Annotated in this window: 29 protein-coding genes, 1 tRNA gene and 1 pseudogene; 20 read left to right on the top strand and 11 right to left on the bottom strand. The window is 56.8% G+C overall.

Annotated features, from left to right (window positions below; genetic code table 11):
- Nucleotides 1–280: 280 nt before the first annotated feature.
- Nucleotides 281–718, bottom strand: coding sequence for an META domain-containing protein (locus AYT24_RS09520; RefSeq protein WP_164927155.1), 438 nt, complete (start codon nt 716–718; stop codon nt 281–283).
- A 178-nt stretch (nt 719–896) separates the two neighbouring features.
- Nucleotides 897–968 (bottom strand) — tRNA-Asn (locus tag AYT24_RS09525).
- Between the two features lie 168 nt (nt 969–1,136).
- Between AYT24_RS09525 and AYT24_RS09530 the strand changes: the two genes are divergently transcribed.
- The 11 genes from AYT24_RS09530 (at nt 1,137) to AYT24_RS09580 (ending at nt 9,781) form a co-directional block, all read left to right on the top strand.
- On the top strand, nt 1,137–1,667 hold the full coding sequence (locus AYT24_RS09530; protein ID WP_226986813.1) for a YceD family protein: 531 nt from the start codon (nt 1,137–1,139) through the stop codon (nt 1,665–1,667).
- 25 nt (nt 1,668–1,692) lie between these two features.
- Complete coding sequence (gene rpmF / locus AYT24_RS09535; RefSeq protein ID WP_010933766.1) at nt 1,693–1,884, top strand: 50S ribosomal protein L32; 192 nt, start codon at nt 1,693–1,695, stop codon at nt 1,882–1,884.
- A gap of 30 nt (nt 1,885–1,914) precedes the next feature.
- Nucleotides 1,915–2,934, top strand: a complete 1,020-nt coding sequence (gene plsX, locus AYT24_RS09540; RefSeq protein WP_164927157.1) for a phosphate acyltransferase PlsX — start codon at nt 1,915–1,917, stop codon at nt 2,932–2,934.
- A gap of 127 nt (nt 2,935–3,061) precedes the next feature.
- A complete protein-coding gene (locus AYT24_RS09545; protein WP_010933768.1) occupies nt 3,062–4,051 on the top strand; it encodes a beta-ketoacyl-ACP synthase III in 990 nt (329 codons plus the stop codon).
- 28 nt (nt 4,052–4,079) lie between these two features.
- Nucleotides 4,080–4,997 (top strand): ACP S-malonyltransferase, encoded by a 918-nt coding sequence (fabD, locus tag AYT24_RS09550; RefSeq protein ID WP_010933769.1) that lies wholly within the window; start codon nt 4,080–4,082, stop codon nt 4,995–4,997.
- Nucleotides 4,998–5,029: 32 nt separating this feature from the next.
- Nucleotides 5,030–5,767 carry a 3-oxoacyl-[acyl-carrier-protein] reductase gene (fabG, locus tag AYT24_RS09555; RefSeq protein ID WP_010933770.1) on the top strand — a complete coding sequence of 246 codons (738 nt, stop codon included), beginning with the start codon at nt 5,030–5,032 and terminating at the stop codon, nt 5,765–5,767.
- A gap of 162 nt (nt 5,768–5,929) precedes the next feature.
- Nucleotides 5,930–6,175 (top strand): acyl carrier protein, encoded by a 246-nt coding sequence (gene acpP / locus AYT24_RS09560; RefSeq protein ID WP_010933771.1) that lies wholly within the window; start codon nt 5,930–5,932, stop codon nt 6,173–6,175.
- Between the two features lie 58 nt (nt 6,176–6,233).
- Nucleotides 6,234–7,487, top strand: a complete 1,254-nt coding sequence (gene fabF / locus AYT24_RS09565) for a beta-ketoacyl-ACP synthase II (protein ID WP_164927158.1) — start codon at nt 6,234–6,236, stop codon at nt 7,485–7,487.
- A 41-nt stretch (nt 7,488–7,528) separates the two neighbouring features.
- A complete protein-coding gene (gene rnc / locus AYT24_RS09570; RefSeq protein WP_010933773.1) occupies nt 7,529–8,347 on the top strand; it encodes a ribonuclease III in 819 nt (272 codons plus the stop codon).
- A 104-nt stretch (nt 8,348–8,451) separates the two neighbouring features.
- A complete protein-coding gene (locus AYT24_RS09575; protein WP_164927159.1) occupies nt 8,452–9,003 on the top strand; it encodes a hypothetical protein in 552 nt (183 codons plus the stop codon).
- A gap of 58 nt (nt 9,004–9,061) precedes the next feature.
- Complete coding sequence (locus tag AYT24_RS09580; RefSeq protein WP_164927160.1) at nt 9,062–9,781, top strand: class I SAM-dependent methyltransferase; 720 nt, start codon at nt 9,062–9,064, stop codon at nt 9,779–9,781.
- Between the two features lie 292 nt (nt 9,782–10,073).
- Here the strand turns inward: AYT24_RS09580 and AYT24_RS09585 are convergent.
- Nucleotides 10,074–10,439 (bottom strand): annotated as a pseudogene (locus AYT24_RS09585) (type II restriction endonuclease); the annotation flags it as partial.
- A 193-nt stretch (nt 10,440–10,632) separates the two neighbouring features.
- On the opposite strand from AYT24_RS09585, the gene gcvPB reads away from it, so the two are divergent.
- The 8 genes from gcvPB (at nt 10,633) to pheS (ending at nt 20,165) form a co-directional block, all read left to right on the top strand.
- Nucleotides 10,633–12,093, top strand: a complete 1,461-nt coding sequence (gene gcvPB, locus AYT24_RS09590; protein WP_010933777.1) for an aminomethyl-transferring glycine dehydrogenase subunit GcvPB — start codon at nt 10,633–10,635, stop codon at nt 12,091–12,093.
- A 259-nt stretch (nt 12,094–12,352) separates the two neighbouring features.
- The gene (locus tag AYT24_RS09595; protein ID WP_010933778.1) at nt 12,353–14,047 is read left to right on the top strand and encodes a glycoside hydrolase family 3 protein; all 1,695 of its coding nucleotides are present in this window, start codon (nt 12,353–12,355) and stop codon (nt 14,045–14,047) included.
- An 86-nt stretch (nt 14,048–14,133) separates the two neighbouring features.
- The gene (bchZ, locus tag AYT24_RS09600; protein WP_010933779.1) at nt 14,134–15,540 is read left to right on the top strand and encodes a chlorophyllide a reductase subunit Z; all 1,407 of its coding nucleotides are present in this window, start codon (nt 14,134–14,136) and stop codon (nt 15,538–15,540) included.
- Nucleotides 15,541–15,856: 316 nt separating this feature from the next.
- On the top strand, nt 15,857–17,830 hold the full coding sequence (thrS, locus tag AYT24_RS09605; RefSeq protein WP_010933780.1) for a threonine--tRNA ligase: 1,974 nt from the start codon (nt 15,857–15,859) through the stop codon (nt 17,828–17,830).
- 26 nt (nt 17,831–17,856) lie between these two features.
- Complete coding sequence (gene infC, locus AYT24_RS09610) at nt 17,857–18,498, top strand: translation initiation factor IF-3 (RefSeq protein WP_010933781.1); 642 nt, start codon at nt 17,857–17,859, stop codon at nt 18,496–18,498.
- Nucleotides 18,499–18,545: 47 nt separating this feature from the next.
- The gene (gene rpmI / locus AYT24_RS09615) at nt 18,546–18,740 is read left to right on the top strand and encodes a 50S ribosomal protein L35 (protein ID WP_010933782.1); all 195 of its coding nucleotides are present in this window, start codon (nt 18,546–18,548) and stop codon (nt 18,738–18,740) included.
- Between the two features lie 32 nt (nt 18,741–18,772).
- Nucleotides 18,773–19,120 carry a 50S ribosomal protein L20 gene (gene rplT, locus AYT24_RS09620; protein WP_010933783.1) on the top strand — a complete coding sequence of 116 codons (348 nt, stop codon included), beginning with the start codon at nt 18,773–18,775 and terminating at the stop codon, nt 19,118–19,120.
- A gap of 19 nt (nt 19,121–19,139) precedes the next feature.
- Complete coding sequence (pheS, locus tag AYT24_RS09625; RefSeq protein ID WP_010933784.1) at nt 19,140–20,165, top strand: phenylalanine--tRNA ligase subunit alpha; 1,026 nt, start codon at nt 19,140–19,142, stop codon at nt 20,163–20,165.
- Between the two features lie 77 nt (nt 20,166–20,242).
- Here pheS and AYT24_RS09630 read toward each other — a convergent pair whose 3' ends face one another.
- The 8 genes from AYT24_RS09630 to AYT24_RS09665 all read right to left on the bottom strand — a co-directional run bounded on the left by AYT24_RS09630 (nt 20,243) and on the right by AYT24_RS09665 (nt 25,116).
- On the bottom strand, nt 20,243–20,644 hold the full coding sequence (locus AYT24_RS09630) for a DUF6858 family protein (RefSeq protein WP_164927161.1): 402 nt from the start codon (nt 20,642–20,644) through the stop codon (nt 20,243–20,245).
- A 209-nt stretch (nt 20,645–20,853) separates the two neighbouring features.
- Nucleotides 20,854–21,312: a 50S ribosomal protein L9 gene (gene rplI, locus AYT24_RS09635; protein WP_010933786.1), complete on the bottom strand. Its 459-nt coding sequence runs from the start codon at nt 21,310–21,312 to the stop codon at nt 20,854–20,856.
- A 46-nt stretch (nt 21,313–21,358) separates the two neighbouring features.
- Nucleotides 21,359–21,622, bottom strand: a complete 264-nt coding sequence (gene rpsR, locus AYT24_RS09640; RefSeq protein WP_164927162.1) for a 30S ribosomal protein S18 — start codon at nt 21,620–21,622, stop codon at nt 21,359–21,361.
- Between the two features lie 83 nt (nt 21,623–21,705).
- Complete coding sequence (locus AYT24_RS09645; protein ID WP_164927163.1) at nt 21,706–22,167, bottom strand: single-stranded DNA-binding protein; 462 nt, start codon at nt 22,165–22,167, stop codon at nt 21,706–21,708.
- A gap of 72 nt (nt 22,168–22,239) precedes the next feature.
- Nucleotides 22,240–22,635, bottom strand: a complete 396-nt coding sequence (gene rpsF, locus AYT24_RS09650; protein WP_010933789.1) for a 30S ribosomal protein S6 — start codon at nt 22,633–22,635, stop codon at nt 22,240–22,242.
- 191 nt (nt 22,636–22,826) lie between these two features.
- Nucleotides 22,827–23,588, bottom strand: a complete 762-nt coding sequence (locus AYT24_RS09655) for an exodeoxyribonuclease III (protein WP_010933790.1) — start codon at nt 23,586–23,588, stop codon at nt 22,827–22,829.
- Entirely contained in the window at nt 23,585–24,613 is a 1,029-nt protein-coding gene (locus AYT24_RS09660; RefSeq protein WP_010933791.1) for a glycosyltransferase family 9 protein, read from the bottom strand. The genes AYT24_RS09655 and AYT24_RS09660 overlap by 4 nt, the downstream gene beginning before the upstream one ends.
- Entirely contained in the window at nt 24,592–25,116 is a 525-nt protein-coding gene (locus AYT24_RS09665) for a tetratricopeptide repeat protein (protein ID WP_010933792.1), read from the bottom strand. Before AYT24_RS09665 ends, AYT24_RS09660 begins: the two co-directional genes overlap by 22 nt.
- A gap of 178 nt (nt 25,117–25,294) precedes the next feature.
- On the opposite strand from AYT24_RS09665, the gene AYT24_RS09670 reads away from it, so the two are divergent.
- Nucleotides 25,295–26,431, top strand: coding sequence for a Fic family protein (locus AYT24_RS09670; protein WP_010933793.1), 1,137 nt, complete (start codon nt 25,295–25,297; stop codon nt 26,429–26,431).
- The last annotated feature ends 8 nt before the right edge of the window (nt 26,432–26,439 follow it).

Here is a 26,439-nt window from a genome sequence, read left to right on the forward strand (position 1 = left end):
GGCTTTGAATCTCAATTCCATGCAGTCAACGAAACTACAATGCGCTCCCCCTCAGGCAGGTAAGGCCTGTTAGCGATAGCGCAAGAAGAAGCATGTTGCTGACCGTGTTCATACAAGATAGAGTACCGTTCAATCGGCTGTACGAAAAGTTGGGACAATATAAACAATTCTTTTACCTCTGCAATGTTCCGGCTTGATCGACGCTGATTGTGCCGACTGATGACAAGCATCTGGCAAAAGAACCGTGAACCTGCTCCGGACGTTCCCCGCTACGCCCGCATCATCGGAACGGAACCGCCATGAAGCGCAGCACCTCGTGCCCCGTGCGGTCATACATCGTCAACCGGCGGCCCCTGACGATATAGCTGCTGCTCTTGCGAAGCGCGCTGATCAACGCCCGTTCCCGCGACATCACCACCGGCTGGCACATCATTTTCGACGAAGTGATCGCGCCAAAACGGATGCGACCTGGCGACTGAGCGAATGAACCACTGATCTGGTTACAGCCGCCCGAGCCTACCATCTTGCGCGAAGCGTACAGGATGATATGCATGTCCCGCCGCTGCCCGTGGATAAACTCAGCCTTCCGCCCATCGACCTCCTCGACTCGCCACCACGTTCTGAACAGTTCCTGGGTTTTCGCATCCGGCGCCGCCGCATAACGAGAGGCGCAAGCTGTCAGGGCAGTAAGGAAGAAGATGAAGAGGTACCGGAGCATGACGGCAGAAGTTTGGTTCGTGAGGAGGATTATGGCTCCGGGAGTAGTATAATAATACTAGGGGGAGATAACTGTGTAAGGGCGGATGGCAGGGGTATAAAACAAAAAAGGAAGCACCGCATACTCAAGCACTTCCTTTTTTAAACTTTTGAGCAGGTTTGAAACCAACTTTTTTTTGCTCCGCGAGTAGGATTCGAACCTACAACCCTTCGGTTAACAGCCGAATGCTCTACCATTGAGCTATCGCGGAATGCGACCCTTCCTGAGCGAAGAGATGCAAATATAAGGCTGCGATTCGAAATTCCAAACTCACAACGATATTTTTTAATAATTTTTCCGTCTGACTGGCGGGTTCTGGCTTTTCTTTTTCGAATATTATTTTTGTACATTGATGCTCTTTTATGGAAAAGAGGTGGTTATGTCCAAAGAAAAAGCGCTGATCGAAATTCGTCTCGCGGGTCTTGCACAGGGAACGCACGAGTTCGATTTCACCTGCAAAGCGGCTGATTTTGCCGATCCGGCTCTCGCCGGGGCTGGATTTTCAAGGGACGTGTCGGTCAATGTAAGCGTCGAGAAGCTGGATGGCGAGATGATTGTCACCCTGAATACTTCGGCGACAGCCAATCTGACCTGCGATCTGTGCCTTGCACCGATCACCTCCGAGCTGAAAGGTTCGTACCGGATTTATTATGGCTACGAACAGGCTGGCGAACCGCAGGAAGAACGTGACGAGGAGTATCGGCTTATCGACAGGAATACGCTTGCGCTCGATCTAACCGAGGATGTCCGCGAGACACTGCTGCTCTCCGTTCCCATGAAAGTCACCTGCAAGGACAATCCCGATTGCCGGGTGTTCCATCAGGAAAAATTGAGTGAACCGGGCGAAGACCATCTGCCCGACAGCGACTGGCAGGAGTCGCTCGAAAAACTGAAAAACAAGTATCGTTAACCGTTGATTCTAAACTGAATAGATTATGGCCAACCCGAAAGCCAAGATGTCCAAGTCCAGAAGGGACAAGAGAAGAGCACAGTTCAACGCGCGCACCAAGGCTGCCGTTACGGTTGTCTGTCCGAACTGCGGCGAGCCGACCCTTCCGCATCGCGCCTGCCGTCACTGCGGCCACTACAAAGGCCGTCAGGTCACCGGCAAGAGCGTCGTCGCGTAAGCAGTTTCACGTAAACAAGACAGCACCGCCATGTTGACCATTGTCGTGGATGCCATGGGTGGCGACAATGCGCCTGCCTGCGTTGTCGAGGGGGTGATCGATGCCCTCAGGGAGAGCGGAAACCGCTTTGAAATCCTGCTTATCGGGCAGGAGGAAAAGGTCGCCCCGCTTCTGCAGCAGTATGATACCGGAGCCCTCAAGCTCCGCTTCGTGCACGCGCCCGAGGTCATCACCATGGAGGATGTTCCCGCCACCGCCGTCAAGGCGAAGCAGGAGTCGTCACTTGTCCGCGGCCTGAAGCTCTGCAAGGCGAAAGATGCCGATGCCTTTGTGAGCGCTGGAAACACCGGCGCAATGATGGCCGCTTCGCTTTTTGTCCTTGGCCGTATTCCCGGTGTACTGCGCCCGACCATCTACGCTTACTTCCCGCGCCTTGGCGAGGGCCTCACCAACCTCGTCGATGTCGGTGCCAATGTGGACTGCAAGCCGGAAAACCTGGTGCAGTTCGCCGAGATGCTGACGATCTACCAGCGCTACGCGGCAAAAATCGAACAGCCCGTAGTCGGCCTGCTCAACATTGGAGAGGAGGAGGGCAAGGGTCCCGACTATCTCAAGCAGGCATGGAAAATGTTGCAGAAGGCGCACGAGGAGCAGAAAATCAACTTCATCGGCAACATCGAGGGTCACGATATTCTTGCAGGCAAAGCCACTATTGTCGTCTGCGACGGGCTTGTCGGCAACACCATCCTCAAGTTTGGCGAGAGCATTCCACACTTTCTGGGAGCCATCTTCAAACCGGCGCTCGAAAAGCTGGTCAAGGAAGGAAAGCTCGACCAGAACTCGGCGGTGCTGGCCGGTCAGACATTCAAAGGGATATTCGAGCCGTTCGATGTCGAAAAGTTTGGCGGCGTGCCGTTCCTCGGCGTCGATGGCATTTCGATTGTCGGCCACGGACGCTCGTCGGCGCGCGCCATCAAGAACATGATCTACATGGCGGAGCATATGATCGAGCAACGCGTCAACGAACGCATCGCGAAAATGCTCGCCTGACGGCCTGAATTTTCCATGCAGACCCAGAGATGCTCCTGAATGTCTATTCCCTGTCCTTTGCTATTGGCCGAAGAGACTCCGATACAATCTTCGCATTTTCCGTCCGCTTATCAAGAGAAACCACACTATGAAAGCAGCCATAACGACGACCGCCAAGTATCTGCCTGAAGAGATAATGTCCAATCAGGACCTCGAACGAATTCTTGATACAAACGACGAGTGGATAACGACCCGGACCGGCATCAAGGAGCGGAGAATTCTCCGGGATCCGAAAAAGGCCACATCATATATGTGCACCGAGGTTGCCCGGCAGTTGCTTGAAAAGCGGGGCATCTCCGCCGACGAGATCGATCTGATCATCGTGGCGACCATGTCTCCCGACATGCTCTTTCCCTCGACGGCATGTCTGGTTCAGGGCAATATCCAGGCAAAAAACGCCTGGGGCTTCGACCTTTCCGCCGCCTGCTCGGGTTTCGTCTATGGCCTCTACACCGGCGCCCAGTTCATTGAATCGGGCAACTGCAAGAAGGTGATGGTGATCGGCGCGGACAAGATGTCCTCCATTCTCGATTACGAAGACCGGACGACCGCCATCCTGTTTGGTGACGGAGCGGGCGGCGTTATTCTCGAAGCTGCGAATGAAGAGGGGTACGGCGTGCTCGACGCCCGTCTCTACTCCGACGGCCTCAATGGCAGGGAGCACCTCCTGATGCCGGGCGGCGGAAGCCTTCATCCGGCGTCGCATGAAACGGTCGATCAGCACATGCACTTCATCCAGCAGGATGGCAAGCAGGTCTTCAAGGCTGCGGTCATAGCCATGGCCGATGTGGCCGAAGAGATCATGCAGCGCAACAATCTGACTGCGGAAACCATCGACTGGCTCGTGCCACACCAGGCCAACCAGCGTATCATTCACGCCACCGCCGAGCGTATGGGGATCACCGAAGAAAAGGTAATGATGAACATCGCGCGCTATGGCAACACCACGGCAGGCACGGTGCCGATCTGCCTCGCCGAGCTGGACGAGCAGGGCAAACTGCACAAAGGCTCGAACCTCGTGCTGGTGAGCTTCGGAGCAGGCTACACCTGGGGCGGCGTTTACGTCCGCTGGCAGTAAGCCAAACCATTCAAAGGAATTACAGGATATGAAAGCATTTGTTTTCCCCGGTCAGGGTTCGCAGTACTGCGGCATGGGCCGCGATCTGTACGAGCGCTTCCCGGAAGCGCAGGAGCTCATGGACAAGGCCGACTCAATTCTCGGATTCTCGATCACCAATATCATGTTCAACGGCAGCGAGGATGAGCTGAAACAGACACGCTATACCCAGCTCGCTATCTTCCTGCACAGCTTCGCGGCGGCCACCCTTCTCGGACGTGAGGGCGTTAAGATGGCAGCGGGCCACAGCCTTGGCGAATACACGGCGCTCTGCTTCTCGGGTGCGATTTCGTTCGAGGATGCGGTGAGGCTCGTGGCCAAGCGCGGCGAACTGATGCAGAACGCCGGACAGCAGAATCCCGGCACGATGGCCGCGATCATCGGCATGGCCGACGACGCGCTCGACGCGCTCCTGGAAGAGGCGAGTGCAAGCGGCATCGTGCAGGCGGCAAACTTCAACTCGCCCGGCCAGATTGTCATCTCCGGCGACGTCGATGCAGTACGCAAGGCGGTCGAACTCGCGTCGTCGAAAGGCGCGCGCATGGCCAAGGAGCTGGTCGTCTCAGGCGCTTTCCACTCGCCGCTGATGAAACCCGCCGAAAAGGAGTTTGCCGAAACGCTCGACACCATCGCGATCCGCGACGCCGAAATTCCGGTCTGCATGAACGTGGTCGCCAAACCGGTCACGGCGGCAACGGAAATCCGCGCGAACCTCATCAGCCAGCTCACCAGCTCGGTGCTCTGGAGCCAGTCGGTGCAGGCGATGGTGGACGCGGGCATCACCGAATTTGTCGAGGTCGGCCCCCAGAAAGTGCTGCAGGGCCTCATTAAAAGAATCAGCAAATCCACTATGTGCTCGGGAGTCGATACCGCCGATCAGGTGGATGCGATGCGCACTCCGGCCTAACCATAGAAAAACGCAAAGAAACGATTATGACCATGTTCACAGGAAAAACCGCCGTCGTCACCGGCGCGGCACGAGGCATCGGCCAGTCGATCGCCCTCGATCTCGCCGCCAAAGGCGCTGATCTTGTTATTGGCGACATCAAGGCGGAGTGGCTGACCGAAACCGAAGAGGCGCTCAAACAGCTCGGCGCAAAAGTGAGCTGCAAGGAGCTCGATGTCACCAGCACCGACGCGTGCCAGAAGGTTTTCGACGAAGTGGCTAAAGAGAATGGCCGCATCGACATTCTCGTCAACAACGCAGGCATCACCCGCGACGGCCTTCTGATGCGTATGAGCGAAGAGGACTGGGACGCCGTGCTGACGGTGAACCTCAAGGGCGTCTTCAACTGCACCAAGGCGGTCACGCGCACCATGATGAAGCAGCGTTCCGGCTCGATCATCAACATCGCCTCGATCATCGGCCTCATGGGCAACGCCGGACAGGCCAACTACGCGGCTTCGAAAGGCGGCGTCATCGCCTTCACCAAGTCGATTGCCAGGGAGCTGGCTTCGCGCAATGTGCGGGCCAACGCTATCGCCCCCGGCTTCATTTCATCGAAAATGACCGACGCCCTCTCCGAAGAGGTGCGCCAGAAGATGCTCGAAGCCATTCCGCTCGGCGTTTTTGGCACGCCCCAGCATGTTGCCGACGCGGTGGCATTTCTCGCCAGCGACCAGTCAGCCTACATCACCGGTCAGGTGCTGAGCGTCAACGGCGGCATGTACATGTAACCGTAACCTTTTGAGAATCAGAGACTTGGCGGAACCTGACCGTTCCGGAAAGTCTCCGGTTCTCCAGCCGGAGCATAGCTTTGCTCAGCTGCTTTTTCTTTTTATATTAGTGAACTTGCTTTTTTTTAATTGTTTCCAACCACAAACCCGGAGAACAGTGCCATGAGCGCAGCCGAAATCAAAGATAAAGTGTACGATATCATCGTCAGCAAGATGGGTGTCAACAAGGATCAGATCAAGCCGGAATCGAAGTTTGCCGATGACCTCGGTGCCGATTCGCTCGATACGGTCGAACTGATCATGGAGCTCGAAAACGAGTTCGGCGTCCAGATTCCTGATGAAGATGCCGAGAAGATCGGTACCGTGCAGCAGGCCATTGACTACATCGTCAACAAGAAAGTAAGCTAAAAGCATTCTCTTCGGGCAGGGCTTGGCCCTGCCTAAAACCAACGTTAAATCTGAACAGATGGATCTGGAAATGAAAAGAGTCGTCGTCACCGGAATCGGGGTTCTGTCGCCAATCGGCCTTTCGGCTGGGGCATTCTGGAACGCCCTCATGGAGGGAAAAAGCGGCGCTGCACCGATCACCTATTTCGATACGACCAATTTCGCGACCACCTTCGCCTGCGAGCTCAAGAATTTCAAGGCCGATGAGTACATCGACCGGAAATCCGCGGATCGCATGGATCCATACTGTCAGTACGGCGTTATCTCTGCCGAACAGGCGCTGAAAGATTCCGGGCTTGACCTGACCGCGATCGATCCGACCAGGATCGGCGTCGTGCACGGCTCGGGCATCGGCGGCATGACGGTCTACGACCAGCAGTTTCGCCAGTATCTGGAACGCGGCCCCCGCAGGGTCAGCCCGTTCTTCATTCCGATGCTCATTCCCGACATCGCCGCCGGACAGATTTCGATCCGCAACGGTCTGATGGGGCCAAACTATGCGACAGCATCCGCCTGCGCGACCTCCCTGCACGCTATCATGGACGCCGTCATGCTCCTGCAGATGGGCATGGCCGACTACATGGTCTGCGGCGGCTCGGAAGCACCGATCACGCAGATGAGCGTGGCTGGCTTCAACTCGGCCAAAGCGCTCTCGACCCGCAACGACGCTCCGACAAAAGCCTCACGCCCGTACGATGTGGATCGCGACGGTTTCGTCATGGGTGAAGGCGCCGGTTCGCTGGTGATCGAAACCTACGAGTCGGCTGTGAAGCGCGGCGCAAAAATCTACGCAGAGATCGTCGGCATGGGCGCGTCTGCCGATGCGTATCACCTCACCGCTCCGCACCCGGAGGGTCTTGGCGCTTGCAGCGCGATGACCACCGCCCTGAACATGGCGGGCATCACCCCGGACAAGATCGACTACATCAACACCCACGGCACCGCCACGCCGCTTGGCGATCTGGCGGAAATCAAGGCAATCAAGAAGGTGTTCGGCGAGCACGCATCAAAACTCAGCATCAGCTCGACCAAGTCGATGACCGGTCACCTGCTTGGTGCGGCGGGCGTGGTCGAATCGATCGCCTGCATCCTTGCGCTGCAGAACCAGACCGTTCCTCCAACCATCAACCTCGACAATGTCGATCCCGAGATCGATGTGGATGTGACGCCGAACGTCCCGAAACAGCGCTCGATTGAGTATGCGCTGAACAACGGTTTCGGATTCGGCGGGCACAACGGCTGCCTGATCTTCAGGAAGGCTCCGGCCGCCTGACCGGGAATGGCTCGACGATGGCGCACCTGTGGCAAAAACTGATGTCACTTCAGTTCCTTCGTTCAGAAGCGTCCGACGGTGCCGGTGAAACTTCGGACGCCAGCTCCGCTGACTTTCTTCTCGACCCACAAACAGCAACGCACCTCGCACGCCTGACCGGGCGTCCGTGCAACCGGCTGATCTACCGCACCGCCCTGACGCATCGCTCCGTCCTGCACGACCACCACAGCGAAGAGCATAAGCCCGAGTCAAACCAGCGCCTCGAATTTCTCGGCGACGCGGTGCTCGACCTGCTGATCTCCGAGCACCTCTTCAAGCAATTTCCCGGAAGTGACGAGGGGCACCTGTCGAGCAACCGGGCCAAAATCGTCAACCGCAAATCCCTTGCGGCATTTGCCCTTGAACTGCAACTCGGCGAGCACCTTATCATAGGCGAATCCGCCGACAAGCAGAAGATACGCACCAGCGAATCGGCGCTTGCCGATGCCTTGGAGGCGTTGGTCGGCGCCATCTACCTCGACCAGGGCCTCGCCGGAGCTGAGCGTTTCATCACGAACCACGTCATCGCAAAGGTCGATCTGCACAAGCTTGTCGAAGCGGAATACAACTACAAAAGCCGCCTGATCGAGTACACCCAGTCGCGCCAGCTTCCCCCGCCGCTTTATACGGTCATCACCGAAGAGGGGGCAGAGCACGAAAAGACGTTCGTCGTCGAAGTCTCCTGCAACGGTCAGCCGCTCGGCAGAGGAACCGCGCCGAGAAAAAAAGATGCCGAACAGCTCGCCGCCAAAGAGGCCATGAAGAGACTGGAAAGCGGGGATTTGGGCAACCTGAACGAACCATCTCCACAGAACAGCTAACACGAACCTCATGCAGATCGACCAGTACAAAGAGATTCACCGCAATCATGCCGGTTATGGACAGGGCGGCAATGCGCACCATGGCTACCTTGCAACCATCATGTATGCGCTGGCTTTGCACGACGCCATCGATTTTGGATGCGGCAAAGGCCGGCTGGCCGATCAGTTGGGCGGCAACCCCGGATTCACCTGCGACCGTTACGATCCGGCAATTCCAGGCATCGACGTGCTGCCGCAAAAAAACCTTCGACGTCGTCGTCAACACCGATGTGCTGGAGCACGTCCCCGAAGCGGAACTGGACTGCGTGCTGCGCGATTTCCGGAAACTCTCGACCAACGCAATCATCATCCCGCATCTGGCCAAGGCAACACGGATTCTGCCCAACGGCGAGAACGCTCACTGCACGATCAAGACGCCTTCAGAATGGGCTCAGGTTTTCAAGCGCCACTACGCACACGTTTACGAGCTGCCGCACCACTCCGCTGTTCACGCCCTCTTCCTCTGCGGCGATCAGGAGCGTGATGTTACGGCCCTGCGCGGCATTCTGGAGCAGTATGTCGCCGCCAAAAATGAGGTGCGCCACCACCTGCTGCCATTGGGCAAACGCATCGAAAAAGCGATCCGGTTGATCCGGGGAAAGGATATCAACCGTTAACGGCGTTTTCGGGCAAAAACCGCTGGCTCCCTGCGCCAGCAACACAACAATCGTGCCCATGTCATTCTATTCGAAATTCTCGGAATACTACGAGCGGGTCTTTCCGTTCAGGGAGGATGTCTGGCAATTTCTGAAAAGATATGCCGGAAGTCCCGGCAATGCGCTGCTCGACGTGGGATGCGGGCCGGGGCACTACTGTGGACGGTTTGCCAGCGATGGCTTCAACGCACTTGGCATCGACCTCGACGAAGCAATGATCGACGAAGCACAGCGCCGCTATCCCGAAGCTGCATTCCGCTGCCTCGACATGCGGCGGCTGGAGAAGACTGAGGGGCGATTCGACTGCGTCTGGTCAATCGGCAACGTCCTGGCCCACCTCCCCACCGAAGCACTCGCCCCGTTCATCTCGAAAATCCACAATCTGCTCAAACCGGGCGGCTACTGGATCATGCAGGTGATGAACTGGGACACCCTCGCAGAATTGACGAACTACGACTTCCCGGTGCGCACCATCGAAGCCAACGGTTCAACCGCCACCTTCCACCGCCACTATTCATCGATCACGCCTGAGTCGTTGCAGTTCACCTTTTCGCTCAAGGATGAAGATTCGGTGCTATTTGAAGAATCGGTAACGCTCTATCCGGTCGCGATTGAGCGCTACCTGAAGCTGCACGAGGATGCCGGATTTCTGTACGAAGGAATGTACTCGGATTTCAGTGGATCGGCGTTAAGGAGTGTGCCCGGCACAGGTTTGGCGCTGGTGTTTGGGCGGGGGTGAGGAGAGAATCTTCGGAAAAGCTTTTTTTAAAGACAATTACGAGAGAATACTTTCCCATATCTTGCCGGGATCATTGATCGAAATACTCCGTCCGGCTTTAATGTCCGCTTTCCCCTTGAGGATCGAATCAAGGACTTCCGGTTGTTCAAAATAAGCGTCGTACCTTTTTTTATTGCAGCGGAATGAGGCAACCGATGAACGTTCATGATTTTCTGGTTACTGCTATGATTCATCTCTGCTTGATTTTCAAGAATTGACGAGCAAGCTTGATGATGTTTGTTGAATGATATTTTCAGCTCCTTTTACGTGGTTTTTCCACCAGAGTTTTCACTTCGCCCAGGAATCCCTCAAGCGTCATGATCTCCGAACGAATATCCTTGTGGTACAATTTGATGATGTCGGCAGGAACGACGAGTTGCACATCATGCGCACGCATTTCACGAAACTGGTTCAGTGAAATACCTTGCTGAACGGTCAGGAGGTGTTTTTTGCCAATTCGGTTCGCCTCGTTGAGTACCTGCCGCCACCTGTCCTTGCAGGTGGTTTTGACTGCCAGCATTCGCAGGTTTTCAGATGGAAATGCCCCATCATGAGAGTTCTTCGCAGACGGAAAGATGAAGTCTGGCTGCTTGCCGAGTTCGGATATGGGCTGGTAAGAAAAATCTGTCTCTTCCCTGAGTGATTCCTCCCAAGTTTTACATTCATCCCCCGCCCCTCTTTACACGCGCCCCAAAATGCGTATATTGCAAGCCTTCCGGCCAGACTGTCCGGCCGGGAACATCGTTAATCCATGCAGGTTGCGGCGCTTTGCGCTGGCGATGCACTGAATGCCTATCAATCAAGGCCTGTCCATGAAAGAACAACTGATCTTTGACCTTTCCCGCAGCGGTCGCAAGGGCTACAGCCTCTCGCCGCTCGACATTCCCGAACGCCCGGCGGATGAACTGCTGCCGTCGAAATTCCTGCGCAAAGAGCCGGCTGAACTGCCGGAAATGGCGGAGAGCGAGGTGGTGCGCCACTTCATTCGGCTGTCAAACCTGAACTACCACGTTGACAAGAACATGTACCCGCTTGGGAGCTGTACCATGAAGTACAATCCCAAGATCAACGACTACACCTGCGACCTGCCGGGCTTCGCGTCGATGCACCCGTTGCAGCCAGAATCGACGTCGCAGGGCGCGTTGCAGCTCATGTACGAGCTGGCGGAGATGCTCAAGGAGATCGCGGGCATGAAGGCGGTGACGCTGCAACCGGCGGCGGGCGCGCATGGCGAGCTGACCGGCATTCTGCTCATCAAGAAGTATCACGAAAAGCTTGGCAACAAGCGCCACAAGTTGCTCGTGGTCGATTCGGCCCACGGCACCAACCCGGCATCTGCGGCGCTCGGCGGATACGAGTGCGTGTCGGTCAAGTGCGATGAATCGGGCTGCACCGACATGGGTGACCTCCGCGCCAAGCTCGATGGCGAGGTGGCGGCGCTGATGCTCACCAATCCGAACACGGTCGGCATTTTCGAGAAGCAGATTCCCGAAATCGAGAAGCTGGTGCACGGCAACGGCAGCCTGCTTTACATGGACGGCGCGAACATGAACGCGCTGCTCGGCATCACCCGTCCCGGCGATATGGGCTTCGACGTGATGCACTACAATCTGCACAAAACCTTCTCCGCGCCCCACGGCGGCGGCGGCCCCGGCAGCGGCCCGGTCGGCGTCAGCGAGCGCCTTGTGGAGTTCCTGCCGGTGCCGGTGATCGAGAAATTCGAGAAAGACGGCCAGACGCGCTACCGCCTGAACTCCAGCAAGCCCAACACGATTGGCCGCATGATGAACTTCTACGGCAACTTCTCGGTGCTGGTGCGCGCCTACACCTACATCCGGATGCTCGGCGCGGATGGATTACGCCGCGTGTCGGAGAACGCCATCATCAACGCCAACTACCTGCTCCAGCGGCTCGTCGAGCACTACGCGCTGCCCTACCCGCGCCCGGTGATGCACGAGTTCTGCCTGTCGGGCGACCGCCAGAAAAAGGAGCACGGCGTCCGCACGCTCGACATCGCCAAGCGGCTGCTCGACTACGGCTACCACGCGCCGACGGTCTACTTCCCGCTCATCGTCAGCGAAGCGCTCATGATCGAGCCGACCGAGACCGAGGCAAAAGAGACGCTCAACGCCTTCGCCGACGCCATGATCGCCATTGCCGAAGAGGCCAAGTCGAATCCCGACCTCATCAAATCCGCGCCGACAACCACGCCGGTCAAGCGCCTCGACGAAGCGCAGGCCTCGCGCCAGCTCAACATCTGCTGCCAGCACTGAAGCGGCAGATTGCGGCAAGGCATTCCCCAAAAAAAGCTGTTCCGGAAAAACTCCGGAGCAGCTTTTTTTTTGACCAGTCCGATCAGACCGATCAGCCCGATCCGTCCGATCGGTTTTCGGTCTCCGGAATTTGTTTCATAGATTAACCCCTGAAACACCGAGATTTTCAGCCAGACCGGAACAAACCATGCGTTTTTTTCATAGACCGTTCATAGCACTTTTTCTCTTTTCGCTCTTTTCCGCCGGGCCTCGACCAGCAATGGCAAACGGCGTCGATTCGGGAACAGGCACTTTTCCGAAACCGTGGTCCGCACAGACCGTTTTCTCGAACCGGGAGCCGTGGGTCGAGCGCACGCTGCGCAACATGAGCGTCCGGGAAAAGGTGGGCCAGATGATCGTAGCGAAGGTTGACGCGGTTTACAAAAACGATGACGATCCGCAATACCAGCTTATTTCGCGACTTGTCTCCGAAGGAAAAATCGGCGGCATCATGTTCCTGAAAGGCGATGTTCAGAGCGCGGGTATTCTGGCCAACCACTTTCAGGAGCTCTCGAAAGTACCGCTGCTGGTCAGCGCCGACATGGAAAAAGGGGTGGCGATGCGGCTGGACGGGGCAACAAAATTCTCGCCAGCCATGGCGATCTCCGCGGCGGGAAATCCGGCGCTTGCCCGACGCATGGCCGAAATCGTGGCACGTGAAGCGCGCGCCATCGGCATTCACCAGAACTACGCGCCAACGGTCGATCTGAATATCAACCCGGCCAATCCGGTCATCAACACCCGCTCGTTCGGCGACCGCATTCCCTTGGTCAACGCCATGTCGGCGGCGGTCATCGACGGACTGCAATCCAACGGCGTCGCAGCCACCGCAAAGCACTTTCCCGGCCACGGCGACGTAACCGTGGACAGCCACCTTGCCCTTCCGGTGCTCGAAGGCGACCGGCGGCGACTCGAAAACTATGAACTCAAGCCCTTCCGTTCGGCGATTGCAAACGGCGTGCTGAGCGTCATGGTGGGCCATCTGGCCGTGCCGAAGCTGACCGGCACGATGGAACCGGCCTCGCTCTCCAGAACCATCGTCACCGGCCTGCTCCGGAATGAGCTCGGGTTCAAGGGACTGATCGTGACCGACGCGCTCAACATGAAAGCGCTGCAAAGCAACGGCCTGACGCCGGGCGAGGTTGCTGTCAGGGCCGTGCAGGCGGGCAACGACATGCTGCTCTTTCCCGAAGACCCTGAGCTGGTTTTCGATGCGGTTTGCGCCGCCGTCGAAAACGGAGAAATCTCCGAACAGCAGATCGACCACTCGGTGCAAAGGATTCTTCAGATGAAACACTGGCTCGGTCTCGACCGGCGCAAGCTCGTCGATCTCTCCCGGCTGAGCGAACGGGTCGGCACGAAGGAGAACAAACGCATCGCCGAACAGATCGCCGAACAGTCGCTGACGCTGCTTCGCGACCGCAACCGCACTATACCGCTGCGGTTTCCGCAGAACGGCCAGCTGGTCAATATCATCCTGAATGACCGCCCCGGCCAGAAAGTGGGCCGCGAGTTCGTCGATACGCTTCGCACGAGCTACAACGTCACCTCGCTCCGGCTCACGCCGCAAAGCCAGCCGGAGTTTTTCCAGGAGGCATCCAGGGCGGTCGCCCACGCATCCGCCGTGATTCTGACCACCGGCATCCAGGCCTGGTCGAAATCGGTACCATCGGGCCTCAGTCAGCTGCAATGTGATTTCGTCCGCAGCCTGCCCTCGATGGCACCCAAAGGAACACCAATCCTGTTCATCTCTTTCGGCACGCCATACATCCTCGACGCCTTTCCCGAGATCGGCTCGGCCCTGTGCGCCTACAGCGAAAACGAAGAGACCGATGCGGCAATCCTCAAAGCACTGAAAGGCGAACTTGTTCCGAGAGGTACGCTTCCGGTATCGCTCGAAAGCGTTAAACCTTGATCCGTAGGCACATATTATTGTAAATTAGGCGCTTCATCCGTGCTTTCCGGATGAGCTTCGATCAACCCAGCTTACGCCCACCGATCATGGCAAAAACCATCCGGGACGAATCCACCGCAAGCGCCTACTGGGCGGCGGTCAATACCTTCTGCGCACTCAAAGACGTGCACGTCATCGCCGATGCCCCCGTGGGCTGCTACAACCTGGCTGGCGTGGCCGTCATGGACTACACCGACGCCATTCCCTACCTCGAAAACCTCACGCCCACAAGCCTTACCGAGCGGGAGATATCCTCGTCGGGCAGCTCCCAAATCGTGCAGGAGACCATCGAAAAGCTGATGGGTTCCGGCAAGCAGCTCATCCTCGTTTCGAGCGCAGAGAGCGAAATGATCGGCAGTGATCACCAGCACATGCTCGCCATGAAGTACCCGTCGGTGCGCTTTTTCGCCTCCGACTCGCTCGGCGAGAACGAATGGCAAGGGCGCGACCGGGCGCTTGCGTGGCTCTTCGACCAGTTCGACGACGGCCAACCGTCACAGATCGAGCCCGGCACGGTGAGCATCATCGGCCCGACCTACGGCTGCTTCAACAGCCCTGCCGATCTGGCGGAAGTAAAACGCCTCGTCACCGGCGCGGGCGGTAGAGTCGCCCATGTCTATCCCTTCGAGTCGAAGGCGGCAGAGATCACAAAGCTGAAAAACTCGGCGGCAATTGTGGTGATGTACCGCGAATTCGGCGCGGCGCTCGCCGAAAAGCTCGGGCGTCCGGTACTCTATGCGCCATTCGGCATCGAGGAAACCGACCGTTTCATCGGGAAGATTGGACGCCTTTGCGGAACGCCGGAGCAGGCGACACGCTTCATTGCGGAGGAAAAGCGCACGACGCTCAGCCCGGTGTGGGACTTGTGGCGCGGGCCGCAGTCGGAGTGGTTCCCGACCATCCGCTTCGGGGTGGTCGCGAGCAAAAGCTACGCCGACGGTATCAAGCACGTGCTGGGGGACGAGCTTGGGATGCAGTGCCTCTTCAGCCTCGATTCAGCAGAAGTGGACAACAACGCCGTTCGCAAGGAGATCGTGCAGAAGCAGCCACAATTTCTCTACGGCCGGATGCCCGACAAGATTTACCTCGCCGAAGCCGACGCCAAAAGCCGCTTCATCCCGGCAGGCTTCCCAGGCCCCATCGTGCGCCGCGCGCTCGGCACGCCATTCATGGGCCACAGCGGCGTGGTCTGGCTGGTGCAGGAGATCGTCAACGCGCTCTATGACACGCTCTTCAACTTCCTGCCTATCACCCGGCGGCAGCAGGCAGCGGCCCCGACCAAGCCGCTCAAATGGACACCCGAAGCCAATGCGATTCTGGACGGTATCGTCAGAAAAGCCCCCTTCATCAGCCAGATATCCTTTGGTCGAGAGCTGAAACGCAAAGCTGAAAATCTAGCCGCCTCACGCGGAGCTGACACCGTAACGCCGGATATTCTGCAACAGTTGGGCTGAAACCCAGCTCCTTGTCCGGGGCAGGCCTCGCGCCTGCCCTTTCCTTTCCTTCCACATCATCCATCGCATTACCACCAGCTCAAGCACCAGCCTTACAAATCTTGCTTGCATAATTGCAGGATTTTTTGCATTATGCCTAACTTCTTATCGGTACGGGGAAACAGAAACGCCGCTGATTTTCAGCACGGCGCCTAGAACAGCCCTCCCGACCGGCGAATACTGACAAAAAGCGGCTGTCAAGGATTTTTCCCTGCTGAGGGGAGGGGCTGGTCTCAAGACCTTCACCCCGAAAACATGATTATGGACAACAAATTCAATGTCTGAAATAACGGATGACCGTCAACAGGTGATTATCACCTTGCCCGACGGTTCTGAAAGAACCTACTCTTCCGGCGTTACCGGCCTCGAAATCGCTGAATCCATTGGCAAAAAACTTGCCGAAGCAGCACTCGCCTTCACCATCGACGGCAAACCGCGTGACCTCGATACGCCCGTCACTGAGAATGCGAGGGTCTCGATCATCACCTTCGATTCTCCGGAAGGCAAAGAGATTTTCTGGCACAGTTCGAGCCACCTGATGGCCCACGCCATTGAGGAGCTGTTCCCCGGTGCGAAGTTCGGCGCTGGCCCGGCCATCGAGCAGGGCTTTTATTACGACATCGCCTGCGAGCACCGCTTCAACGAAGAGGATCTCCGTGCCATCGAAGCGAAAATGCTGGAGATCAGCAAGCGCAACCTTAGCATCAACCGCGAGGAGATGCCGCGCGAACAGGCCATCGAATACTTCTCGAACGAGCGCAAAGACCCGTACAAGGTCGAAATTCTCGAAGACACGCTGAAGGATGTCCCGACGGTTTCGGTCTATCACCAGGACGGTTTCGCTGACCTGTGCAGCGGCCCGCACCTGCCCTCGACCGGCAAGGTCAAGGCGGTTCTGCTGACTAATATTTCGTCATCGTACTGGCGTGGCGACTCGTCGCGTGAAACGATGCAGCGCATCTACGGCATCACCTTTCCGAGTGACAAGCTGCTCAAGGAGCACATCGCCCGGCTGGAAGAGGCCCGCAAGCGCGACCACCGCAAGCTCGGCGCGGAGCTGGGGCTATTCATGCTGACCCCGGAAGTCGGCAGCGGCCTGCCGATCTGGCTGCCAAACGGCGCGATCATTCGCAACGAACTCGAAACCTTTCTGAAAGCCGAGCAGCGCAAGCGCGGCTACGTGCCGGTGTACACGCCGCACATCGGCAACATCGAGCTATACAAGCGTTCGGGCCACTACCCGTATTACAGCGACTCGCAGTTCCCGCCGCTCACCTACAAGGACGAGACGGGTCGCGAGGAGCAGTACCTGCTCAAGCCGATGAACTGCCCGCATCATCACCTGATCTACAGCCAGACGCTGCGCAGCTATCGCGACCTGCCGATCCGGCTGACCGAGTTCGGTACCGTCTATCGCCACGAGCAGTCCGGCGAGCTGAACGGCCTGGTTCGCGCCCGCGGCTTCACGCAGGACGACTCGCACATCTACTGCCGTCCCGACCAGCTCGTTGACGAAATCTGCAACGCCATCGACCTGACCCGCTTCGTCTTCAATACGCTCGGCTTCGACGAGGTCGAAACGCGCCTGTCGCTGCACGATCCGGAGAACCAGTCCAAGTACGGCGGCACCGCCGAGGTGTGGGGGCAGGCCGAAAAGGATGTGAAGGAAGCCGCCGACCGCATGGGCATCAAATACTTCATCGGCATCGGCGAAGCGAGCTTTTACGGTCCGAAGATCGACTTCATCGTGCGCGACGCGATTGGCCGCAAGTGGCAGCTCGGCACCGTGCAGGTCGACTACGTCATGCCAGAGCGCTTCGACCTCAGCTACATCGGCAGTGACGGCCAGAAGCACCGCCCGGTGGTGATCCACCGCGCACCGTTTGGTTCGATGGAGCGCTTCATCGGCGTCCTGATCGAGCACACGGCAGGCAACTTCCCGCTCTGGCTCGCGCCCGTGCAGGCGGTCGTGCTGCCCATCGCCGAGGAGGTGCACGACTACGCCCGCGAGGTGTACGCCAAGCTGCACGAAGCGGGCATCCGCACCGAACTCGACTTGCGCAGCGAGAAGATTGGCAAGAAAATCCGCGAGGCGGAACTCTCCAAAATCCCCGCCATGCTCGTCATCGGCAGGAACGAGCAGGAGAAGGGCGAGGTCTCGCTACGCCGTCACCGCAAGGGCGACGAAGGCAGCTTCGGCGTTGACGAGCTGATCGCCAGGCTCTGTGAGGAAAGAGATCGACGATTCTGATCTGACTATCAACCAAAAAAGATCGAATGAAAAAACAGAAAACATCCGGCAACCAGAAGCCCAAAGTTTCTTACAGGATCAACGAACAGATCCGTGTACCAGAAGTCAGGGTCGTGTTTCCCGAGGGAGGCATGCAGGTCATGAAAACCCAGGACGCTCGCAGAATGGCCGAAGAGCGAGGGATCGACCTTATCGAGGTGCAGCCGAATGCTCAGCCGCCCGTATGCAAGCTTGAGAACTACGGAAAGCTGATCTACAAAATGGACAAGAAGGACAAGGACCTCAAGAAAAAACAGAAAACCACGTCGCTCAAAGAGCTGAGGTTCCATCCCAACACCGACAAGCACGACTTCGACTTCAAAACCGCGCATCTCGAAGAGTTCCTCCGCAAAGGCAACCGCGTCCGTGCGACCATTGTATTCCTCGGCCGTTCGATCATTTACAAAGACAAAGGTTTCGAGCTTGCCGACCGCCTGACCGAACGGCTCAGTACGGTCGCCAACCGGGATGGCGAGCCCAAGTTCGAGGGCAAAAAGCTCTTCGTTTATTTCGAGCCAGACAAGAAAAAAATCGAGCAGTTCGAAAAGCAGAGGGCTATGGCTGAAAAGATTGCGTCATTGCCGCCGCTACCGCCGGATAATTCCGGAGAGCCGGAAGACGACGAATAAACGAACAACACTGATAAGCACGACTTTTATCATTTAAACCGACGACCATGCCTAAAATGAAATCACATCGCGGTGCCTGCAAGAGGTTCAAGGCCACCGCATCCGGAAAAGTCAAACGCGAGCGTATGAACGGCTCTCATAACCTTGAGCACAAGAACAGGAAACGCACCCGCCGCCTGCACCAGTCCACGCTGGTCGATTCGACAAAAGAGAAGCAGATCAAGAGAATGATCCTCGCCTGAGACAAGTCTATAAACATTAATTCGATACCACGATGCCTAAATCAACCAATTCGGTAGCTTCCAAAGCAAGAAGGAAGAGGATTCTCAAGAAAGCCAAAGGATACTGGGGTTCACGCGGAAACGTGCTGACCGTCGTCAAGCACGCTGTGGACAAGGCCGAGCAGTACGCCTACCGCGACCGCCGCGTCAAGAAAAGAAACTTCCGCTCCCTGTGGATCATGCGCATCAACGCCGCTGCTCGTCAGAACGGCGTCTCCTACTCGCGCCTGATGGATGCCATCCACAAAAAGAACATCGAGATCGACCGCAAGGCGCTGGCCGAAATCGCCGTGAAGGATCCGGCAGCATTCTCTCTGATCGTCAAAACGGCTCTCGATTAATATTTTGTACAACGGCCCTATGGAGACAAGCATTCAGCAACTGCAGCAGGAGATTGACGGATACCAGATCCGGAACGCAAAGGAACTCGAGGCCTTCAAGCTCGAGTTCACGGTGCGTAAGGGCAAAATCGCCGGCCTGTTCGGCCAGCTCAAAACCGTCGATTCCGCTGACAGGCCTCGCATAGGGCAGTTGCTCAACGCGCTCAAGCTCTCGGCAGAAGCGAAAGTTGCCGATGCCGAAAGCCTCTTCGCGCAAAACGCGGAGACTGAGGCACCAGCACTCGACCTCTCCCTGCCGGGACGCCGCTCGTTCCTCGGCTCGGAACATCCCGTGCAGAAGGTGCTGGGCGACATGAAGCGCATCTTCACCGCGATGGGGTTCGGCATCGCCACCGGCCCGGAGCTTGAACTCGACGAGTATAACTTCGACCGCCTGAACTTTCCGCCGAACCACCCGGCCCGCGACATGCAGGACACCTTCTTCATCACGCGAGGCCAGGAAGAGGGGGACGTGCTGCTCCGCACGCACACCTCACCGGTACAGGTGCGGGTGATGCTCGACGAGAAGCCGCCGATTCGGGTGATCTGCCCCGGCAAGGTGTATCGCAACGAAGCGATCAGCGCACGGAGCTACTGCGTCTTCCACCAGCTCGAAGGCCTGTACATCGACAAAAACGTGTCGTTCGCCGACCTGAAGGCCACAATCTACTCGTTCGCCCGCCAGATGTTCGGCAGCGACGTGAAGCTCAGATTCCGACCGAGCTTTTTCCCCTTCACCGAACCATCGGCTGAAGTGGACGTCACCTGCTACCTCTGTGGTGGTAAGGGATGCCGCGTCTGCAAGAAGTCCGGCTGGCTCGAAATCATGGGCTGCGGCATGGTGCATCCGAACGTGATGCGCAACTGCGGCATCGATCCGGAGGAGTGGACCGGCTACGCCTTCGGCATGGGGGTCGATCGCACGGCGCTGTTGCGCTACAAGATCGACGACATCCGGCTCTTTTTCGAAAACGACGTCCGGATGCTCAGCCAGTTCATGGCGTGAAGCCTGGTTTGATAGAATAAAAAAGCCTCGTGAACATTGCGCTCGCGAGGCTTTTTCATTTCCGTCAGACTCCTGAATCAGGCGGACACGGGGTTTTTCAGCGCCAGCGTCCACTCCTCCATCGAAGCGTTGGCCGCAGGATTCGGCGCTTCGAGGAAGCTGATGACAAAGTGCCCGTCCATCTCGGCCACGCCAATGGAGCGCGGACGAACAGCCAGCATCTTGGGGTTCATCAACTCTTTACCGAAACAGAACACGATGTTTTTGGCGGCGGTAATCCCCTCGCCTATCTGCCCCTCTGGCAAAAGAGAGGTGTGACCGTAATGGTCGAACTCGCCGATAAGCACCGCGAATGGATGCGATTCGACTTTTTCGCGAAAGTAGGCCACAATATCATCGACGCTACCGAAAGAGGTCTCTTCTTTTTCAAGTTCGAGAATGTAGATAGGGTATTTTTCCTGAAGAAGAGTTTGTTTCATGGGGCGCTCCCTGGATTGGGTTTGGCTGGATACTGCACAAAGCACGGCTCGATTTGAAGAGATGCCGTCTTAAGAGTAATGGTACGCCAGACCCGAAGATTTTACAACAGAGAAACATAAAAAAAGCCTCATGACACAGAGGTCATAAGGCGTATTTTGCTCGATATGCCAGGATCACAAAATCGATCCGCGGAGGCTGCGAAGTGAGATTACTCCTCGCTTGCGCCTTCTGCTTCAACCTCGATGCTAAGCTTTGCCGTAATATCCATGAAAAGCTTCGCATCGGCCTCGTACTTGCCGAGAGCCTTGATCGGAGCTTCGAGATGGATTTTGCGACGGTCGATATCAACCCCCTGCGCTTTGAGCGCTTCGGCAATGTCCCCGGCGGTCACGGTGCCAAATAGCTTGCCCGACTCACCAGCCTTGGCAAGCACCTTCAGCGTCATCTGCTCGATCTTCGCGGCAAGTTCGCGAGCATTTGTGCGCTGAAGCTCGATTTTGCGAGCCTGCTGTTTCTTTTCGGTTTCAAGCGCCTTGAGCGTGCCTTCGGTAGCACGGATGGCATAGCCCTGCGGAATCAGGTAGTTATTGGCATACCCGTTCTTGACGGTGACCACTTCACCGGCATCGCCAAGGGTTGCCACATCTTTTCTTAAAATTATTTTCACGGTCTGTTTCCTCGTTCTGAATAATTAATTTTTCGTGGACAACCACTTACTTGTATTCGTCGGCAACGTAAGGAATAATAGCCAGAAACCTTGCCCATTTGATCGAATGGGTCAGAAGGCTCTGCTCTTTGGCCGACAGGCCGGTAATACGGCGGGGGATGATTTTTCCCTGGTCGTTGATGAAGCGTTTCAATTTGCGCTCATCGCGATAGTCAAAGAAAACCACCTGGTTTTTCGACACTTTCTTCTTCGATGCCAGAGCATTGCTCAATGATTTGCTGCCCTGCGACGGTGATGATTTCTGTCTCATTGATTTTGTTCAGAATTTTGCTTGCATGATCTTGTGACCCATCGTCTGCCTGTTCCAATTATTGCAGAACAATGTGCCCGTTCTCAGTCGGAAGAGAGGTACTTGTATTCGTACATATGCCCGTCATCGTCGAGATGATGGGTTTCATGCGTATCGTCCTCGATAAAGCCCTCTTCGTCATCCTCTCCGTTTTTCTTCCTCTTGTTGAGGAACTGGATCCTTCTGGCCTTGATTTCAACCACGGTTCTCGACGTGCCATCCTGAGCTTTCCAGGTGCGGCTCTGCAACTCGCCATCAACCAGCACTGCCGAACTTTTTCTCAGGTTGTCCCGGCAGCTTTCGGCAAGTTTGTTCCAGGCGACCACGCCGACGTAGCAGACATCTTCCTGCCACTGGTGGTTGCTGTCTCTGAACCTGCGATTGCACGCAATGGAAAAATTGACAACTGGCGTTCCACCTGAATTAGTCTGTCTGAAGACAGGGTCTTTGGTAAGGTTGCCGGCAATGATGACGCTGTTGATTTCAGGCATTTTCAGTTCCGCCATAGCATCTACTCCTTTTTGTTCACAAATGGAATCGTTTCGTCATTCACACAATAAACCGGGTGCGATCGGCCGTCAGTTCTTGGCGTCAGCGTCAGCCTCAGCTTCAGCCTGGTCTTCCGGGCTGCCGAGCATGACGCTGTATTTCTCGACGCGCTTGCGCATCTCGAGCAGCGGAGAGCTCAACTGGATGATAAGGAACCGCAAAATAGCCTCTTCATAGCGGAACACTCGCTCGATCTCGGCGATAACCGACGGCACGGCATCGAACTCGATGTGTGCGTAGTAACCGATGGAGGTCTTGCGGATAAGGTAGGCCATTTTTCTTCTTCCGACTTCCAGGACATTGTTGATCACGCCGCCTTTGTCGGTAACTGTCTTTTTGACCAGCTCCATGACTGCAGCAATGGCATCATCCTGAAGGCCGCCGTCAATGATGACGGTGCATTCATACTGTTTCAGTGTATTCATAGCGCAATTGTTTTTGAGTGAAGTCATACTGTGCAAATGGCGGAAAACAGGTATTGCGCATCCCTGCTTTCACGGCTTCATGCGGACGCACGAACACCATTCGCGTTTTAGGACACGCAAGGTAAAAATTTTTCTTTTGTTTTCCAACGCCTCGAATACAGCATTGTTAACAGCCTTTTTACAACCATCAATCACAAAGAGAGTTTGACCGATACCGGCGCGTGGTCGGAGCTTTTCTCGTCGAGATCAACCGAGACTCCGGAGACTTTTCTGGCAAGAGCGGGGGTAAGATAGATACAATCGATGCGCCAGCCGAGATTGCGCTCGCGGGCGAATTTCCAGTTGGGCCACCAGGTGAACAGGTCTTTTTTGTCGGGATTCAGCTCTCGGACGATGTCGAGCAGCCCAAGTCCAAGGTGCGCCTCGATAGCCGCCCGCTCTTCGGGACGAAGACCGATGGCGCCGGGCTTGTTCTGCGAGCGGTGCACGTCGATATCGCGAAGCGCCACGTTGATGTCGCCAAGGAGAATGACCTCGCGCCCTTCGGTGAGAAGTTCAGCAATAAACGCTTTCAGATCGGCAAGATAGCGGAGCTTCACCGCGTAGCGTTCCTCCCCGTCGCCACGCGGCACGTAGGTTCCGATAAGGGTAAACTGCGGGGCGTGCAGCACCAGCGTTCGGTTCTCGATGTCGAACGGTGGCGGCTCGCAGGTGAACTCGTCGAGGCTGCCGTCGCGGACGAGCAGGCCGACGCCGCTGTACCCTTTTTTGAAGGTCGAACCGTTCCAGAATTTGCGATAACCGGCGAAATCCCTGATTGTTTCGGGAATCTCGCTCACCTGCGCCTTGATCTCTTCGAGCACGACGATGTCCGGCTTACGGCTGTCGAGCCACGCGGCAAGCGCCTCCTTTCGGGCGCGGATGCCGTTGATGTTCCAGGTAAAAATATTCATGATGATTTCTCATTGAGCGTTTCAACGATGCGATTCGCGATGCGTTCCGGCCCGATTTCGGTCATGCAGCGGAAGTGCCCTTTCGGGCAGGCTGCGCGGCCAATGTGCGAGCATGGGCGGCATTTGAGACCCGACGTCTCGAACAGCTCGTACTCCACCCCCCACGGCATGAAACCGAACTCCTTGACCGACGAGCCGAAAATGACGAAGAGCTTTTTGCCGAATGCCGAAGCGATGTGCATCAGGCCGGTGTCGTTGGTAAGCACCGCATCGACTCCGGAGAGCAGCGCCGCCGATTGCATGAGCGTTGCCTTTCCAGCGAGCGACAGCACGCGGCTTCGCGCCGCTTCGGGAAGCATCGCGATAAGCTTCGCGGCCTCCGGCTCGTCCTCCTTGCCGCCGAGCAGCAGAACGCGCGCCGGAGTTTGGGATGTGACCAGCTCGATGATCCGGGCGAAACGTTCGAGCGGATAGCGCTTTGTGAAGTGGTTCGCCCCAAAGCAGACCGCCAGCACAGGGCCATCAGCGCCGAGCGCTTCGGCGGCGAACGCACGCTCCTCCAGCGACGGATAGAGGGCGCACGGAGCAGTAATTTTCGGCACAAGACCATCGAGCGCCTCGCCGTAACGCTCGACGACAGAGTAATAGCCAGCCGAAACGTTGATCTTGAACTGCACCAGCAACAGCTTTTTCCAGTTACGTTTGTGGTAGCGCGTAACCTTGCCTGCCCGGAGTTTCTGGACAAAGGCACGCGAGCGGCGGTTGTTTTGAAGATCGAGCACCAGATCATAAGCCGATCCGGCAGCAAGCGACTCCGGCGTCACAACGGAAGCCACAGCAGGATTCGACGCAACGAGCGGCACGAAAGGCGCTTTGGTGCAATAGTCGATCCGCGCCTGCGGCAAAGCTTTGTGCAGCTCGGCAAGCACGGGGGTGGTCAGCACGATGTCGCCGATGGCGCTGAGGCGCACGACAAGGATGGTGCGGACAGTATCCGGTGCCGTCACGACCAGAACTCCCACCACGCCTTGTAGCCCGGTTTTTTCTGCTGGTTCGACGCGCCGAGTTGAGCGATTCGGTCGATAGCAACCTCCATCATCCGCTCCTTGCCCGGCGTTTCGCCCTTGCGTTCCTCAATCATCTCGACCACCTTCTTGAACTCCGGCATCGCTTCCGCGCCGCGCCCGAGCCCGTCGAGCGCCAGTGCGCGGCTATAGACCGCCGAAATCCAAAGCTTGCCCTCATCCTGATTCAGCTCGCCACGCCGGTTGAAGTAGTGCAACGCCTTGTCGGCGGAGTGGAGCGCCTCGTCGAACGACCGAAGCCCCGCCAGTGCCTCGGCCAGGCCGGCATGGCAGAACGCATCGAACCCGGCGTGATCGAACGCCTCCTCCGGCGGCATGGTATGCGAAATTTCCATCGCCCTGCGGCAATTCGCCGCCGCCTCGTCATACTCGCCCGCAACCAGCTGGCGTTGCGCATCCGAAAGCGCCAGATACGCCCCGACAACCTCTTTGAGTGGTTTCATAAGCAGATAACAGTAGTGAAAAAAAGATTCACGCTTTCTTCAATGATTCTTGATGATTCTTGCAGAAATCGTTAACAAATCTTGTAAAAAAGTTTAACAAAAATGAACCGCCCTGTCTTGCTAATGGTTTATTTTATAACTCATTGAGTGTAACAAAATAACTAACATTTCTGGCATCATGAAAGAGGTCATAACCTTCAAGTCGGGCAAGTTCATATTCTGCGACCAGTACGACAAGCCTCGCATCGAGAAGCTGCTCGTCGAGGCGTCAACCCTCAACTCCGCCATCAGCGATTTGCCGATTCTGCCAAAGTGGTCGTCACAGATCGATCCGGAGCTTCTGTACAGTTCAGTCGCCGGAACCGCCGCTATCGAAGGAAATTCTCTCAGCGCCGATGAGGTACGGGAACTCGACGATGGGAAAATACCCGATGCGGGCCACACGGCAAAGGACAGGCTCGAAATTACCAACCTCATCGGCGCATACCGGTGGCTCGACGAGCAGAAGGCGAACTTCGCAACTTCGCGTCTCCTGACCGAAGAGCACATTCGCGACCTCCACCGCCAGATCACGAGCGGCCTGCCGTACGAGGACAACATCCCCGGCACGTACCGAAACGGCATGGTCAAGGTCGGCAACAAGGCGCACGGCGGTATCTACACGCCACCGAAAATCATCGAGGATGTCGAGATGCTGATGCGGGAGTTCATCGACTGGATCGACAGCGACGACCTCCTGAACGAGAACGTTTTCGTGCAGGCGGCGCTGGCGCACTTCCACTTCTCGCTGATCCACCCCTTCTGGGACGGCAACGGACGTACCGCAAGGCTGATCGAGGCGATGCTGCTCCAGGCGGCAGGGATTCGTTACGTCCCCAAGATGCTCTCGAACTACTATTACCGGCATGTTGACGACTACTACCGCGCCTTCTCCGACACCATCCGCGCAAGCAAGGATGTCACGCCGTTTCTCGAATTCAACCTGCACGGCGTGATCGAATCGTTGCAGCAAATGAAAAACCGCATCGCGAATTTCATCCGGGTGCTGGCGATGCGCGATTACCTCCATTTTCTCGTTAGCAACAAGGCAATCACGAAGCGGCAAAACGATCTGCTCGCGCTTCTGCTCGACGATCCGTCGGGCAAACCGTTCACACTGCACGAGCTTCAGCGGGCGATGCCCTACGCAATGCTATATCGAAAAGTCTCCGAGATGACCGCGCGGCGTGACCTGAAAAATCTGCTCGAACGGAAGCTTCTCGTCGTCGATGCCGACAATCGTTACTCGCTGAACCTGCGCGGTTTCGATTCGTAAATGCGACG

It is taken from the genome of Chlorobaculum tepidum TLS, from assembly GCF_000006985.1.
Lineage (GTDB): Bacteria > Bacteroidota > Chlorobiia > Chlorobiales > Chlorobiaceae > Chlorobaculum > Chlorobaculum tepidum.